Here is a 14,964-nt window from a genome sequence, read left to right as displayed (position 1 = left end):
TGTACACCTCTTCTCCAAGAAAATGCCTCCAACATTTTTTCCAAAAAACAGTTGACAAAATTGTGAAAAGCGATTATAGTATTACTGTAAATTAAATGAGGCTTCTGATACCTGCCGGGGTATCTAAAAGGGAGTAGTTTTAAACTGTAGATCAACATCGTGGATTGTATGCAGTCCTGGTCTGCGGTCCGTTTAGGTAACAAGACTTTTAGAGCGTTTTTGAAATGCTTTAGAGTCTTGTTTTTTTACGCCATTCGAACCGAGGCATACAATCAGACAAGAAAAGGATGCGTGTGTATGATGTATCAAAAGAGCGTACAAGAGGCGGAGAAAGAGCTCCGCACCGACCTGTCCCAGGGCTTGACCCCTGAGGAGGCTGCCAAGCGCCTTCAGGAAAACGGCCCCAATGAGCTGAAGGAGAAGAAGGGCAAAACCAAGCTCCAGATCTTCCTCTCCCAACTCAACGACCCCATGATCTATATCCTGTTTGCAGCGGCAGCCGTTTCCATCCTCCTCAAAGAGGTGGGCGACGCCTGCATCATCCTGGTGGTGGTGCTGCTCAACGCTTTCATCGGCATGTTCCAGGAAGCGAAAGCGGAAAAGGCCCTGGAAGCCCTGAAAAAGCTCTCCAGCCCCTACGCCCTGGTCAAACGGGGCGGCAATGTGGTGGAAATCCCCGCCAAGGATTTGGTAGTGGGCGACGTGGTTGTGCTGGATGCCGGCCGCATTATCCCCGCCGACCTGCGGCTGACCAGCACGGTCAACCTGAAGATTGAGGAATCCGCCCTCACCGGCGAATCGGTACCGGTTGAAAAACACGCCGATTATGTGGCTGACAAAGAAGTTGGCATCGGCGACCGGATCAACATGGCTTACTCCTCCACCAGCGTGGCCTACGGCCGTGGTGAAGGCGTGGTTGTCGCCACTGCTGAGGACACCGAGATCGGCAAGATCGCCCAGATGATCAGCGAAGCCAAAGATGAGATGACCCCCCTGCAGAAGCGTCTTGCCGACCTGGGCAAGCTTCTGGGCGGCCTGGCTGTCCTCATCTGTGTGGCGCTGTTCGGCATCGCCGTATGGCAGCAGCGTGATGTCATGGAGATGCTGCTCACCGCAATCTCCCTGGCGGTAGCCGCCATCCCCGAGGGCCTGCCTGCTGTTGTGGCCATCGTTCTGGCCCTGGGTGTCCAGCGGATGGTCAAGGTCAACACCATTGTCCGCCGCCTGCCCGCTGTAGAGACCCTGGGCGCTGTCAGCGTGGTCTGCTCCGATAAAACCGGTACCCTGACCCAGAACCGCATGACCGTCACCCATGTATACGTCAACGGCCAGTCCAAAGACGTGAAGGATTTGGACCCCAAGGCCGATGAAACTTTCCTCAAAGGCTTTATCCTCTGCAATGACGCCTCCATTGCCGGCGGTTCCAAGATCGGTGACCCCACCGAGATCGCTCTCCTGGATATGGGCGTGCCCTTCGGCATGGCCCGGGAGGAGATGGAAACCACCCAGCCCCGTGTGGCGGAGCAAGCCTTTGATTCTGGCCGGAAGATGATGACCACTGTCCATAAAGAGCCTTCTGGCCGGGTGGTCAGCTATACCAAAGGCGCCACCGACGTGCTCCTTTCCCACTGTACCCACATCCTGGAGAACGGTGTGACCCGTCCCATCACCCAGGAGGATCTGAACAAGATCTCTGCCGGCGCCTCCCAGATGGCTACTCTGGCTCTGCGTGTGCTGGCTCTGGCCATCCGCGAGGACAACATGGCTGCTGAGGAGGAAAACCTCACCTTCGTGGGCCTGGTCGGCATGATCGACCCCCCGCGCCCCGAGGCCAAAGGCGCTGTCGCTGACTTTAAGAAAGCTTCTATCCGCACCATTATGATCACCGGCGACCACAAGGACACCGCCCTTGCCATCGCCAAAGAACTGGGCATCGCCGACAGCGACGACCAGTGCATCACCGGCGCAGACCTCTCTAAGATGACCCAGGAGGAACTCAATGCCAAGGTCAACAGCCTGCGGGTGTTCGCCCGTGTTTCCCCTGAGCACAAGGTGATGATCGTCAAAGCCTTCCAGTCCCACGGCTACATCGTCTCGATGACCGGCGACGGCGTCAACGACGCACCCTCCCTGAAGACCGCCGACATCGGCGTGGCCATGGGCATCACCGGCACCGACGTCTCCAAGAGCGCTGCTGATATGGTCCTCACCGATGACAACTTTGCCACCATCCGCGCTGCGGTGGAAGAGGGCCGTTCCATCTACAACAACATCAAAAAATCGGTGCTGTTCCTGCTGTCCTCCAACTTCGGTGAGGTGCTTACCATGTTCACCTCCATTATCGCTGGCTTGGCAGCTCCTCTTCAGGCCATCCACATCCTGTGGGTCAACCTGATCACCGACTCCCTGCCTGCCCTTGGCCTCGGCGTGGACAACAAGGAAAAAGGCATTATGGACAAAGCTCCCCGCGACCCCAACGAGAGCCTGTTCGCCCATGGCGGTATGGCGCTGGCCATCCTCTACGGCCTGGTTATCGGCGGCTTGACCCTGACTGCTTTCCTGTACTCCCCTGTCAAACATCTGACAGATGCGGGTATGGCTATCAACCTTTCGGGCATCAAGCTGATGCTGGAGAACCCCGACATCCTCGTCCATGCCCAGACTTATGCTTTCGTCACCCTGGCGATGAGCCAGCTGTTCCACGCCTTTGGCATGCGGGACACTGAGCACAGCATCTTCCAGACAAAGCCCTTCTCCAACAAGGTGATGCTGCTGGCCTTTGTGATCGGCCTGGGCCTTCAGGTGGCCGTGACCGAAATCCCCTTCCTCTGCCAGGTGTTTGGCACTGTTGCCCTCTCTATGACCGAGTGGCTGGAGCTGGCTGCTTTCGCCTGTGTACCTCTGCTGGTTCACGAGATTGTGGTTTTGGTCAAAAAAGTGGTGAAACGCTAACCTCTTTTCCTTTTCTCTTGGAAATCCCTGATAGATGAAGCAAAAAGGCCTCTCTCCCCCCGGGAGTAGGGGCCTTTTTGTTTGTTCCAATGCCGGAGAAATTTGCAATAAGGCTTGCCTATGGCCGTAAAACGCAGTAGAATAGATACATGCCTATTTTTCAAACAGGTGGGGATACGCCTCTATCTGTGCCAGGTGCGGTGAAATAATAAAAAATCGAAAGAAGAGAGAGGAGTCCTCTTTATGAACCAGTCGGGAGAAAAAGCCAACATGCGCTTATTTTTCGTCATCTGTGCCGTTTTTTATGTGGCAGCCAGCTTTGCTCACCCGGTGACCCCTTCCTTCATTAAGGAATATGGGCTCAACGACTATATGTTTGGCGTGGCCCTATCCGCTATGATGACGGTCAATTTTCTGTTTTCCCCCTTCTGGGGCAAGATCACCGGCTATATCTCCAGCCGGCGGTCGATGCTCATCGGCGGCATCGGCTACGGCATCGGCCAGCTGATGTTCGGCTTTGCCCGCACTGAGGCGATGGTGGTGGTGGCCCGGGGCTTTGCGGGTATTTTCACCGGCGCCACCTTTGTCAGCATGATGACATATGTGGTAAACTGTTCCTCGGATGAGGAGAGAGGCCAAAATCTGACTATTTTAGCTACCGTCCAAAGTGTGGCCGGTGCTTTTGGCTATCTGGTGGGCGGCCTCCTGGGAGAGATCAATATTATGGTCCCCTTCCTGGCCCAGTCTACGCTGTTGGCTGCTTGCGGTGTGCTGCTGTTCATCACCTGTAAGGATGATACCACCGAGGATATTCACACCCTCACCGTCGGTGATATCGCCCGGCAGGCCAACCCCTTTTCGGCTTTCCTGGCAGGGCGAAATTTTATGACGGTGCTGTTTGCCGTCTTGTTTGCCATGACCACCTTCCAGCAGTTGGGGTATAACGCATTTGAGCAGTGCTTCAACTACTTCATTAAGGATCAATTCGGCTTTACATCCGCTTACAATGGCCTTGTAAAAGGGGTGGTTGGCATTGTTGCCCTGGTGGCCAACGCCACGATCTGTATGTGGATCATGAGGAAAACCAATGTGAAGCGTTCGGTGATTTTTGTGCTGGCAAGCAGTGCTGCGGCCATTTCCGTCGTTGCGGTGTCAGAGGATGTGATTCCCTTCTTCGCCATGAGCATCGTGTTCTTTGCCCTCAACGCCATCACCCTCCCCATCTCTCAGAATCTGGTGGCGGCAAAGGCCAAAGGCGGGGATTCCAACCTGGTAATGGGCTTCTACAACGCAACCAAATCTTTGGGCGGCATCTTTGGTTCTCTGTTCGCCGGTTTTATGTACTCAGCAGGGCCCAGGCTGGCTTTCTTTTTTGCCGCGGCTACCCTGGGAGTCAGCACCCTGGCATCCATTGTCTATTACCGTATGGACCGCAAACAAGTTGTGGCCCAATGATAGTGCTGTGATTCTTGGAGAAAGAGATCTCCCTCACGGGAAGCGTTTCCTGAGCTGGGAGCCCAGTCGGATATTCTGGTCAGTGTGCCGTTTTAAAATGGAATAGAAAAAGCGGGGGGCGGTATGCCCCCCGCTTTTTGCGGGAAAATCTGTAAATGGGGCAACAATTAAGCGGTTGGATGACACTGTATAAAGGACAAAGGGAAGGATTTGACAACAGGGAAAACGGAAACAAATTGGAATAAATCGTGTATATTCTACCAAAAGTATGACAAATTCACGAAATATTCCCACAAATGCCCTTTTCCTTTTGCGCAACCTGTGTTAGTATGAGGGCATAACTAGAGCAGTCACCTGCGCGGTTTTGCCGCGCCTGACCAATGGAGAGGATTGTTATGAATCAGTTTATTTCGCGCATTGCCGCGCTGACCTTGGCGGTGGCCATGGCAGCAGCGCCCACTACCGCCTATGCGGCCAATTACAACGACATGGACTCGGTGACCAACACGGGGGTATCGACCAAAGTCTCCCAGAAGCTGGCGGTGCAGAAGCCTGCCCAAGACATCAAGGTCACCAGTGCGACGTATTATATCACCGGCACCTCCAACCCTAACGAAAGCTTGTATGTCAACGGCCAGCAGGTGACAAACCGCGGCAAGTACGGCAGCTTTGGGGTGTTTGTCTCCCTGGAACTGGGGGACAATGTCTTCAACTTCCAAAACGGCGACGCCACCGATTCGGTGACTCTGACCCGGGTGGCTTCTGCCGCCTATTTGGACGTGTCCACCACCAGTTATTTGACCAACCCATTCCCCACCTATGACAACGCCTTCCCCGCTGGGAAAACCATCAAGATCAAGTGCGTAGCTCCTTCCGGCGCCTCGGTTAGTGCCAATGTGGGCGGCCAAACCGTCTATCTGAGCCAGGATGTGTCCACGACCAAAAAAGGGGTTGCCGCCAACTTCTCCGGCAGTTACACTGTTCCAAATTCCAATGCGAACCAGACAGTGAACCTGGGCAAGGTGACCTATACCATGAACTACAACGGCAAGACCTCCACCTATACCTCCGCGGGGAACCTGTTCTCCATTGGGTCGGGTGCCACTTTGGTGGTCAAAGCCAACCAGAACGCCACCGCCACCTATGCCAAGGGGGATACAAGCAGTAATTTTGTCTCCATCCTGCGGATGGGCACCACCGACCGGGTTATCGGCCAAAATGACACCATGTACCAGCTGGGCATGGGAGCCTGGGTCTCTAAAAATTTGGTCACCCCCCAAACCGGCGCACCCGGTTATTGGAACGAAGTCTCTTCCATCGGGTTTGACAGCGATTCCAAAGGGGAAAAATACATCTTGGAAGGCACGGCCAACGCCCCTTTCACCGCCGAGTGGAACGGCAACAAAGTGATTCTCACCCTGTACAACACCACTGGAGTGGGCTCCCTCAATGCGGAGGTCAGCAACATCTTCACCGACATCACAGTGAACAACAAGGGGAACGGCGTATGTGAGATCACCTTTACCATGCCCAGCGCTTCCAATCTGTGGGGCTACAACGTGGAGTATAACGAGGAAGGGGAGACCACACTCTACTTTAAATACCCGCCCAAGAAGTCCTCGGATTCTGACCGACCCCTCAAAGGGATCACCGTCGCCTTAGATGCCGGTCATGGTGGAACCGATGTGGGCGCCCTGGGCACAGCGGGTGTCAAAGGCGGCCCCACTGAGAACACTTTGACTCTCGCCACTGTGCTCACCACCAAAAACCGCCTGGAGTCCCTGGGGGCTAAAGTCATCTTGGCCCGGAACAAGGATACTTACACCACCAACAATGCCCGGATGGGGGAAGCCATGGAGGAAAAGGCCGATTTCTTTGTCTCCCTGCACTGCAACAGCGTGGGTGTCACAGTGGATGCTGGCAAGCCCAGCGGCACCGAGGTCTATTATTATGAGGATCTTTCTAAGAATTTTGCTGCTGCCATCTCTGAAAAGGTGGCCAGCTACAACGGCCGTACCAACCGCGGGGCCAAATACTCTGCCTACCGTGTGACCCTCAACAGCTATGCGCCTTCCGTCCTGGTGGAGATGGGCTTTATCTCCAACCCAGTGGAGTATGATGAAATTTGCAGCCCCGAAGGCCAGTTTAAAACAGCCAATGCGGTTGCAGATGCCATCCTCGCCTCTTTGTAACGACAATTTTCTCCTAAGAGCGGAGCCCCAACACAGGGGGCTCTGCTCTTTTTTTGTGGGGGTACGGGTCCCCACACCTTGGTTTTAAGGGGCTATGCCTGCCCCTAAGACCCCAGGCACAGGGCAAGATTCCATCTTGCAGTGGTTTTGCAGGCGCTCCGCCCTGCACCCGGCAGGTACAAGGGGCCCTCGTGCCGGCCCCTAAAACCCCCGGCACTTCCTTTTATGCGGATAAAAGGAAGCAAAACCCGCCGGGGAGACCCCGGCCCCCCAACTTCGCCACAATAGGCACGCTCGGAAAATCCTTCTTAGAGGCTCTCCACGCCTCAGGCGAAGGATTTTTCCGCTGCGCGGATGCCCTCGCGGGGCTGCGAGAAGCTTGCTTTTCGGAATAACCGCCTTTTGTAGAGGGGGATTTTTAAGGGGGGCCGGACTTCGCCTGTGTCGCGAGTGGTTCGGCCCCTCTTAAATGCGCTTTTGGTCAAGGCTTTTTCGCACAAAAAGCCTTGCGCGGGCGTAGGGGTGCGTACCCCCACAAACCAATTGCAAGTTGCAATCTGGCCTTGGGGTGTGAGGGCTGGAAGCCCCAGGAAACAACAGATAAATCAATCTAAATTATATTTTTATGGTGAATTAATGGAATTGTACCATGTATTTCTTCGAACTCACGAATACACTTCTGAATCAAATAAAGTATTTGCCTATTGATGGAGCGACCCTCATACTGAGAAATATAAAACAATTTTGTATGAATGATAGGTTCTATCCGCAGTCCAAAATGCTTTGTTTTTTGCATGTTCTCCCCTCGATTCGACTCACTATATATTAAATATAAGTGTACCACTGTATTGTCTATGATGAGGTTGTAAAAATGAGACAGTTTGTAATTTTATGCCAATGTTGGCAGAGGGGGATTTTTAAGGGGGCACAGTCAGCTAACGCTGACCGTACTGACTTCGACTGTGCCGCGAGCAGTTCGGCCCCCCTTAAGTGTGCTTTTCGAGAGCACAACGCAGTTGGACAAGGGTTTCTTTCACACAAAAACCCTTGCGCGGGCGTGGGGGCGCGTGCCCCCACAAACCAATTTCAAGATGGAATCTTGTTGGGGTGCTAGGCGCCCTGCATATCCGGGTGCGGGGGTTGAAAGTCCTGGGCTTTCCTGTTAACTTTCCAGCAGTTTGCAGGTGTCGGGGTTTTCCAAAATATCCACCGTCAGGGTTTTGATCCCCAGTTTGGCAAACCGGGCGGTGAAGGTCCGCTTCTCAAAATCCAGGGCGGCGACCACCCCCAGCCCAAAATACCGGTGCATCACCCGGCGGCCCGCCTGTAATCCGTAATGCTCAAAGAGGGCGGCGCTGTCGTCGGGCTTTAGCATGGAGAGGAACCGGGAGGGGGAGAGGGATGATCCCCCCGCAGAGGCCGGGACCAGGATTTCCAGTTGTTCCCGGGCCCGGGTGATGGCCACATAGAAGAGCCGGGTCTCCTCCTCCAGCAGTTCCGGGTCGCGGGAGAGGTGGCGCTCAATGGCCATGGTGGAGGGTAGCACCCCCTCCAATGGATCGATGATATAGACGTAGTCAAACTCCAATCCCTTGGCCGAATGGATGGTGGACAGGGTCACCGGGGCGTCCCGGTTTTGGGAGGCGGCAGAGATCACCATCGATCCGGTCGAGGAATTCTTCGATGGTGGAGGTGGAGGCGGCCAGATGCTTAAGGGCCATCAGCCGCTGCTGGTTCAGTTCTAGAAGGAAGCCGTTTTCGCTTTTTTCCAGAAAGGAGAAGTACCCCAGGTCGTAGAAGATGGCGTCCAAAATTTTGGAGGGGGTCATGGAGCCGAACCGGCCGATGGTGTATTTGGCGAACATCAGCCGGGCGGTGTTAACCCTCTGGGAATCGGGGAACTCCGCCAGCAGGTCGAAGATGGTATCCCGGGTGCGGGGGTTGTCCATGGCGAATTGAACCATGGCGCGGGAGATGTAAGCTCCCAGTTTATAATACACCCGCTGGAAACTCTCCAAATCCCAGGGGGAGAAGTAGAGATTCAAGATGCACAAGACGTCCTGGGTTAGGGTCTGGCGGCGCAGGGTGGTTTTGTGGTCCTTGATGTAAAAAGGAAGGCCCTTGCGGTCAAAGAGGTCGATGAGCCCCACGGCGGAAGGATTGTTGCGGTAGAGGACCGCCGCCGTCTTGCCTGCGGGCAGCTGGGAGAGGGCGCCATAGAGATGGCGGGGCAGTTCCTCTGAGGAGGGGATTTGGGTAATTTTCACAGGGCCGGTATCCGGTCGGCGGGTGAACATCCCTTTGTCGTAGCGCAGGCGGTTGTGGCCGATGAGGCAGTTGGCGGCCTCCACCACAGAAGGAGGGCAGCGGAAATTCTGCTCCATCTTCAAAAGCTTAGCTCCGGGGTAGACCTTGGGGAACTCCAAAAGGGCTTGAGGGTAAGCCCCCCGGAAGGAGTAGATGCTCTGGTCTTCATCCCCCACCAAAAAGAGGTTGCCCTGCTGGGTGCACAGCTGCAAGAGGATGGCGTGCTGTAATTTGGAGGTATCCTGCGCCTCGTCCACCAGCACATGGGAATACCGCCGCCGGAAGGCTTCCAGAAGGTCCGGCAGCTTGCGGAAGATGATGTGGACAAAGTCCAGCATATCGTCGTAATCCATAAGATGGTTTTCTTTTTTATAGGCTTGGTAGGCGGCGTAAATCCGCCCGATGGCCGGCATACCCAGTTTGTCACCGTCCGCCTCCTGGGGCTTGACCATGGTGTTGATGAGTAGGCCGATGAGCCGTTGGGCCTCCTCCACCTGCTCTTCGTCGGCGTACTCCCCGGTGGCGGCGGAGACGATCTCCCGCAGGACCCGGGCCTTGCCTCCGGGCTCGGATTCCAGCAGGCTGGGCATAGGCTGGCCCCGCAGGGACGCATATTGTTTGAGGACAGTGTAACAGAAGCTGTGGATGGTGGAAAACCGGGGCGTCTGGGAGATCAGTTCCCCAAACAGGGCCTGGAACCGGGCAGCCATGTCCTTGGCCGACTCCCGGTTGAAGGTGAGGATGAGAATATTCTGAGGTGCTACCCCCTCGTTGAGAACCAGGTGGGCCACCCGGCTGACCAGAACGGTGGTCTTGCCGCCGCCGGGCACTGCCAGCAGGAGGGCGGGCCCCTGGGTGGCCAGTAAAGCGGCGGTCTGCTGGGGATCCAAGGGGATGCCGCGGCGATCCAGCAGGTAGGCGGGGATGTCCATGAGCAGAGACCTCCTTTCCCCTATAGGGCATATGGAACCACTTCCCCTATTATACCGGTTCCAAAGGGGGAAGGCAACCAAGGGCGGTCTCTTTTCATACCTTACAGAAACGGGGGTGAAGGAAAGAAGTTTACCGTAACGATAGAAACTCTTGTATTTATAGGGGAAAAAGGTTCATTTTACTAGATGGTTTATTGTTAAATTCTGCCCCACTTTTCTGTCACTTTTGGAACATTACTTTGCAATCATTGCAGACCTCTTTTGTTAGAGGTATATTCCATGCATTCATTCTGCTATGCCATCTCTTGTGCTTTAAAAATACTTTCCAGTCCATTTCGAGTATTTCTTCCAATTCGTAGTCAGTATTAAACCTACATATTATGACATATTCGAATTTCTGCTTGTCCGGCTCGGTCGAACCTTTTGGTTCCAATCCATAAAATACACCTGTAACATTACCACTTGTGGACTTAATACTATAACGATCTCCTTTGCGGCTAATAGCATCAATATTTTCTGTGCCGACTGGAGCAACTGCTAAGGTCGGTAATCCAGCTGTATTGTTATAGTAGTCAATGGCCAAATATTCGCCCAAATCACCAATGACATTGTTTGTACGGATTACAGACCTATCTTTTAATTCTTTAATGACCGAGGAGTAGAGAGATACTAAATCTGATGTTTTTAATAGTTTTAAGTCCATAAGGGGTAACCTCCGATTAATCAACATCTTAATTTTAGTATATCATATTTTGATGTTCCTTTCAATTTGAATAGCTATTTTGGCATGAGTTTAGCGAAATTGATAAAATGTAAAAATGAACCGGACCCTGTTGCTTTGGTTGGGAGGAAGAGGGGAGACTTAGACGCAGCAATCCCCGCCTCTCGTAGAAAAAGGCGGGGATTGTTCCTGTAAAAGTTATGCGGCTGGCTCTGCCGGGACCACCGCATCCTCCCCAAAGGAGAAGTTGTCAAAGCTTTCACCTTGGAAGATGGGGCCACCCAAATCGTAGTAGGAGAGAGACACATGGTCCCCAGGCTGGGTGAGGGCCAGCTCTTGGCTGACACCGGCATCCAGGATAAAAATTTTGTCCTGTTCGCTGGAAAGAAGGATCTTGTACACAGTCTCAGAGCCGTTGTACTCGCTGGCAATGCGGAGCACAGTGCCCTGGACGTCGGTCAGCTCTCCGCCATCCTCAAAATCGGTGTTCATGCCGGCGCCGGACATCACCACCCGGTAATCCCGCATGGCGGCTTGGATGGTCTCGCCCACCCCAACCGAGGAGTAGTTGCTGACATTGACGAAAGCGTACTGTTTAATCAAGCCCTCTGCATCCTTCAAGGTCATGAAGTAGGTGGGCTGGCCGTCCACATTGATGATGATGGGGAAGGACGCCTTATACCCCAGGTGCTGCACCTTGCCTTGGGCAGAGCTCTGGGCAGCCTCCTCGGTGGCGCCGTTCATCTGGTACAGGTGCGGCTCCTTGGTGACCATGTTGACCATGATAAAACCGATGGCGCTTTCGTCGCTGCCCACGCTGGTCAGGCCGGTGAACAGGTAGCAGTCGCCATTGTTATAGATGATGTTGTGCCCCTCAGACGGGCGGTATTTGTCCTTGTCCGAGAAGTTGAAGATGCCGTTGACGTACTCGCCTTTGTTGGTAATCTGCCGCAGGATGAAGTCCTCCGGCTGGACCCGGTCCACCCATTCAGGCATCTCCTCAATGGAGTATTTTTCCATCTCGCCAGTGGTGGCGTTGACAATGATGGCGCCAGTGGTCTCCGGAAGGGCAAAGCCGCGGGTGTATTTGTAGGTGGAGACCACCCAGTAGGGCTGGCCGTTATCATCCAGCTCAAAGGAATCGTCGGTGATGCCCTCCATCCACTCGCCTGACAGGCGGATGTGGCGGTTCAGGTCGTGAATCAGGTAGGAATTGGGGTGGTATTTGATCTTAAAATCCTCCACATACTGCACATCGTTGACATTGGTAGCCGACACCACCACATAGCCGGGGGTGCCGCTCATGTTGGTCAGCCATTTAAACACACCGGAGTGGTGCAGCGGAACGACCCATACCAGCTTGTCATTGACCATCTGAATCACCGGTTCGCCGATGTATACCTGGCTGCCCAGGCTGGGTTTTTCACCCAATTTTTTGTCGGCCAGCTTGATGGCCAGGGCGCGGTCCACCACCGGGATCTGGTTGGTGTCCACCACCTGGATCTCACTGGAGAATTTTTTAACGATGGGCTCGCCCAGCTGATCCCGGTAGGCCTTCCAGTGGAAAAACACCGAGGAGCCGATTACCACGGCGAAAAAGAGGGCCCAAGGGGCGACCAGCAGGGCCTTCGGCAGTTTGGGGAGCTTCAGAAAAGGGATGAGCAGGGAAGGGGAGGTGGCCTGCTCCGCCGCTTGGGTGAACACCGACCCAAACCGGGCGATCACCCACACCAGGGTGAAGGCGGTGATCAGAACACACCAAAAAAAGGCGCCTTCCGGGTAGAGGGGGTTGATGTTGGGCGCTTTGACAAACAGGTAGATCAAGGCGCCGACCACAATGGCGGCGCATGCGCCGAGCTTGAATTTTTTCAACTGGGAAACCTCCTTGACATCTCACATAGATGCACGTTTACTGGTTTTATACAATGCTATATCGAATTCCGATATAATAATTCCACTCTACCATATCCCATTGGGAATGTCAAGAAAAGTGGACATTAGGGCACTGTAAAATCGCGCCGGGCAAGGGCTTCCCCCCATCGGGCGAAGGCGGATTTTTTCCTAGAAAGGGGAGAATCCGCCCCCAAACGGCGCACACTAAGGGGGAAAGGAGGGGATTTCTGCCATGATGCACATTGGTGTACCCCCATTGCCGGCCGCCGCCACCGGGGACGTGATGGGCCAGGGGGTTGTGGTCATTCTGACCGCATTTCTCCTGTTGGGCGCAGTGTTAATTGCATATTTTGTATGGATTGCTCGAAAAGGCAAGAAGAAATAGTTATTTTCACTTTCTTTTCCATGATTTAATGTTATAATAGGCTCCGTAAGGCTGATTTATCCAAAATTATGGAGGTGTGCCCAGCAATGGATTTGAAACTCAAACAAGAGATGGAAGTCTTCGCCATACAGGCCAGGATCGAGACCCTAAAGGCACTTGGTCACCTGGGATTTGGCCATGTGGGCGGCGCGTTTTCCATCGCCGACCTGGTCGCCGTGCTGTATAACGGCGTAATGAAGGTCGACCCCAAAAACCCTGCTTGGAAAGACCGGGATTACCTGGTGTGCTCCAAAGGCCACGCAGGCCCCATCCTCTACTCCACCCTGGCGATGAAGGGCTATTTCCCCATGGAAAACCTGCTCACCATCAACAAGCCGGGCACCACCCTGCCCAGCCACTGTGACCGCAATCTGACCCCCGGCATCGACATGACCACCGGCTCCCTGGGACAGGGTTCCTCCATGGCGGTGGGCATCGCTTTGGGCAACCGGATGGATGGCCGGGACAACTACACCTACCTGATCCTGGGCGACGGCGAGATCCAGGAGGGCCAGGTCTGGGAGGCCGCTTCCTTCGCCGCCCAGAAGAAACTGAACCACCTGATCGCCTTTGTGGACTGGAACAAAAAACAGCTGGACGGCCCCATTGTGGAGATCAACGACTTCTCCAATGTTGCCCAGAGGTTTGAGGCCTTCGGCTGGAACGCCGTGACGGTAAACGGCCACGATGTAGAAGCCATTTACACCGCCATTGAAGAGGCCAAAAAGAGCGTGGATAAACCCACCTGCATCGTTTTGGACACTGTGAAGGGAAAGGGCTGCTCCTTTGCGGAGAACGCTGCTTCCAACCATCACATCAACATCAGCCAGGAGCAGATGGCCGAGGGCCTCGCTGTGCTGGAAGAACAACTTGCAAAGGCGGTGGCGAAATAATGGCAGTGATCGTTGCAAAAGAGATCGTGAAAGATACAAAAGAGATGCGCGGCGCCCTGAGCGAGGCGCTGATCGCCCGGGCCAAGGACAACAAAAACCTGGTGTACCTGGATGCGGACCTCTCCAGCTCCATGAGCATGAAGAACTTCGCCAAAGCATACCCCGACCGGTACCTCAACGTGGGCATCGCCGAGGCCAATATGGTGGGCATTGCCGCCGGTCTCTCCGCCACCGGAAAGATCCCCTTCACCCACACCTTCGGCCCCTTTGCCACCCGCCGCTGCTACGACCAGATCTTCCTCTCCTGCGCTTATGGCAAGAACAATGTGAAGGTCATCGGCTCTGACCCCGGCGTCACCGCGGCCTTCAACGGCGGCACTCACATGCCCTTTGAAGATGTGGCACTGATGCGCGCCATCCCCGGCTGCACCGTGGTGGAGCCTACCGACACCACCATGATTGGCGGCATCATCGACCAGATCATCGACACCGACGGCCTGTTCTACATCCGCCTGAAACGGAAAACCGCCGTCAAGGTCTATGAGGAAGGCTCCACCTTCACCATCGGCAAAGCAGTCACCGCCCGGGAGGGCAGCGATGTAACCCTCATCGCCTGTGGCATCATGGTAGAGGAGGCCCTGAAAGCCGCCTCCCTGCTGGAGGCTGAGGGGATCAGCGCCCGGGTTCTGGATATGTTCACCATCAAGCCCATCGATCGGGAGGCTGTCCTGAAGGCTGCCGACGAAACCGGTGCCATCGTCACCTGTGAGAACCACAACGTCATCGGCGGACTGTATTCTGCGGTGGCGGATGTGATCGTCTCGGAGCGCCTGATCCCGGTGGAGCGGGTCGGCGTGGAGGAATCCTTCGGCGAAGTGGGCCCCGAGGATTACCTGCGCAAACGCTTCGGCCTCACCGCGGAGCACATTGTGGAGAAGGCTAAAAAGGCCATCGTCCGCAAGAAGTAAATATTTCCCGGATAGCAGGGGAGGGAACAGGTTCGCCTGGGCCCTCCCTTTTTAGTTTTGTGAGATTTCGCCCCCAAGCCCCCAGCCAGGGCTTTATATTTTTCAGGGGAAATCCCTGATAAGCCTAGTTCTGTGGGGCGTTACTCACTCCCACGCCCCCGAGGTTATGCAGGGTGCCTCGTGCCGGCCCCTTGCACCCCCGGCACTTCCTTTTATGCGGATAAAAG

10 protein-coding genes are annotated in these 14,964 nt (G+C 54.8%); 6 read left to right on the top strand and 4 right to left on the bottom strand.

What is annotated here, in order from left to right; translation table 11 throughout:
- The first annotated feature begins 297 nt into the window (after positions 1–297).
- From RDQ42_RS07250 to RDQ42_RS07240, 3 genes are all read left to right on the top strand, one after another.
- Positions 298–2,952, top strand: coding sequence for a cation-translocating P-type ATPase (locus RDQ42_RS07250; RefSeq protein WP_083386457.1), 2,655 nt, complete (start codon positions 298–300; stop codon positions 2,950–2,952).
- 243 nt (positions 2,953–3,195) lie between these two features.
- A complete protein-coding gene (locus RDQ42_RS07245) occupies positions 3,196–4,407 on the top strand; it encodes an MFS transporter (RefSeq protein ID WP_054331449.1) in 1,212 nt (403 codons plus the stop codon).
- Positions 4,408–4,802: 395 nt separating this feature from the next.
- On the top strand, positions 4,803–6,599 hold the full coding sequence (locus RDQ42_RS07240; protein WP_308588493.1) for an N-acetylmuramoyl-L-alanine amidase: 1,797 nt from the start codon (positions 4,803–4,805) through the stop codon (positions 6,597–6,599).
- A gap of 1,162 nt (positions 6,600–7,761) precedes the next feature.
- Here RDQ42_RS07240 and RDQ42_RS07235 read toward each other — a convergent pair.
- The 4 genes from RDQ42_RS07235 to RDQ42_RS07220 form a co-directional block, all read right to left on the bottom strand.
- Positions 7,762–8,220, bottom strand: coding sequence for a 3'-5' exonuclease (locus RDQ42_RS07235; protein ID WP_308588492.1), 459 nt, complete (start codon positions 8,218–8,220; stop codon positions 7,762–7,764).
- Complete coding sequence (locus RDQ42_RS07230) at positions 8,177–9,838, bottom strand: ATP-dependent helicase (RefSeq protein ID WP_308588490.1); 1,662 nt, start codon at positions 9,836–9,838, stop codon at positions 8,177–8,179. The genes RDQ42_RS07235 and RDQ42_RS07230 overlap by 44 nt, the downstream gene beginning before the upstream one ends.
- A 220-nt stretch (positions 9,839–10,058) precedes the next feature.
- Entirely contained in the window at positions 10,059–10,541 is a 483-nt protein-coding gene (locus RDQ42_RS07225; protein WP_231358329.1) for a hypothetical protein, read from the bottom strand.
- A 216-nt stretch (positions 10,542–10,757) separates the two neighbouring features.
- Positions 10,758–12,431 carry a hypothetical protein gene (locus tag RDQ42_RS07220; protein WP_308588488.1) on the bottom strand — a complete coding sequence of 558 codons (1,674 nt, stop codon included), beginning with the start codon at positions 12,429–12,431 and terminating at the stop codon, positions 10,758–10,760.
- A 253-nt stretch (positions 12,432–12,684) separates the two neighbouring features.
- Between RDQ42_RS07220 and RDQ42_RS07215 the strand changes: the two genes are divergently transcribed.
- From RDQ42_RS07215 to RDQ42_RS07205, 3 genes are all read left to right on the top strand, one after another.
- Positions 12,685–12,837, top strand: a complete 153-nt coding sequence (locus RDQ42_RS07215; RefSeq protein ID WP_153801634.1) for a hypothetical protein — start codon at positions 12,685–12,687, stop codon at positions 12,835–12,837.
- A gap of 86 nt (positions 12,838–12,923) precedes the next feature.
- A complete protein-coding gene (locus RDQ42_RS07210) occupies positions 12,924–13,769 on the top strand; it encodes a transketolase (protein ID WP_054332201.1) in 846 nt (281 codons plus the stop codon).
- Positions 13,769–14,737, top strand: coding sequence for a transketolase family protein (locus RDQ42_RS07205; protein ID WP_054332202.1), 969 nt, complete (start codon positions 13,769–13,771; stop codon positions 14,735–14,737). The genes RDQ42_RS07210 and RDQ42_RS07205 overlap by 1 nt, the downstream gene beginning before the upstream one ends.
- Positions 14,738–14,964 lie beyond the last annotated feature (227 nt).

The sequence above is a fragment of the uncultured Merdimmobilis sp. genome, from assembly GCF_902471145.1.
In the GTDB taxonomy this organism is placed as follows: Bacteria; Bacillota; Clostridia; order Oscillospirales; family Ruminococcaceae; genus Merdimmobilis; species Merdimmobilis hominis.
Note: the sequence above shows the minus strand (reverse complement) of the source record. Positions and strands in the feature narration are given on the sequence as shown.

Excerpts from the sequence above, each read along its gene's own strand:
- RDQ42_RS07230 (WP_308588490.1), bottom strand. The coding sequence starts at position 9,838 with ATGGACATCCCCGCCTACCTGCTGGATCGCCGCGGCATCCCCTTGGAT.
- RDQ42_RS07250 (WP_083386457.1), top strand. The coding sequence starts at position 298 with ATGATGTATCAAAAGAGCGTACAAGAGGCGGAGAAAGAGCTCCGCACC.
- RDQ42_RS07210 (WP_054332201.1), top strand. The coding sequence starts at position 12,924 with ATGGATTTGAAACTCAAACAAGAGATGGAAGTCTTCGCCATACAGGCC.
- RDQ42_RS07215 (WP_153801634.1), top strand. The coding sequence starts at position 12,685 with ATGATGCACATTGGTGTACCCCCATTGCCGGCCGCCGCCACCGGGGAC.
- RDQ42_RS07240 (WP_308588493.1), top strand. The coding sequence starts at position 4,803 with ATGAATCAGTTTATTTCGCGCATTGCCGCGCTGACCTTGGCGGTGGCC.
- RDQ42_RS07245 (WP_054331449.1), top strand. The coding sequence starts at position 3,196 with ATGAACCAGTCGGGAGAAAAAGCCAACATGCGCTTATTTTTCGTCATC.
- RDQ42_RS07225 (WP_231358329.1), bottom strand. The coding sequence starts at position 10,541 with ATGGACTTAAAACTATTAAAAACATCAGATTTAGTATCTCTCTACTCC.
- RDQ42_RS07205 (WP_054332202.1), top strand. The coding sequence starts at position 13,769 with ATGGCAGTGATCGTTGCAAAAGAGATCGTGAAAGATACAAAAGAGATG.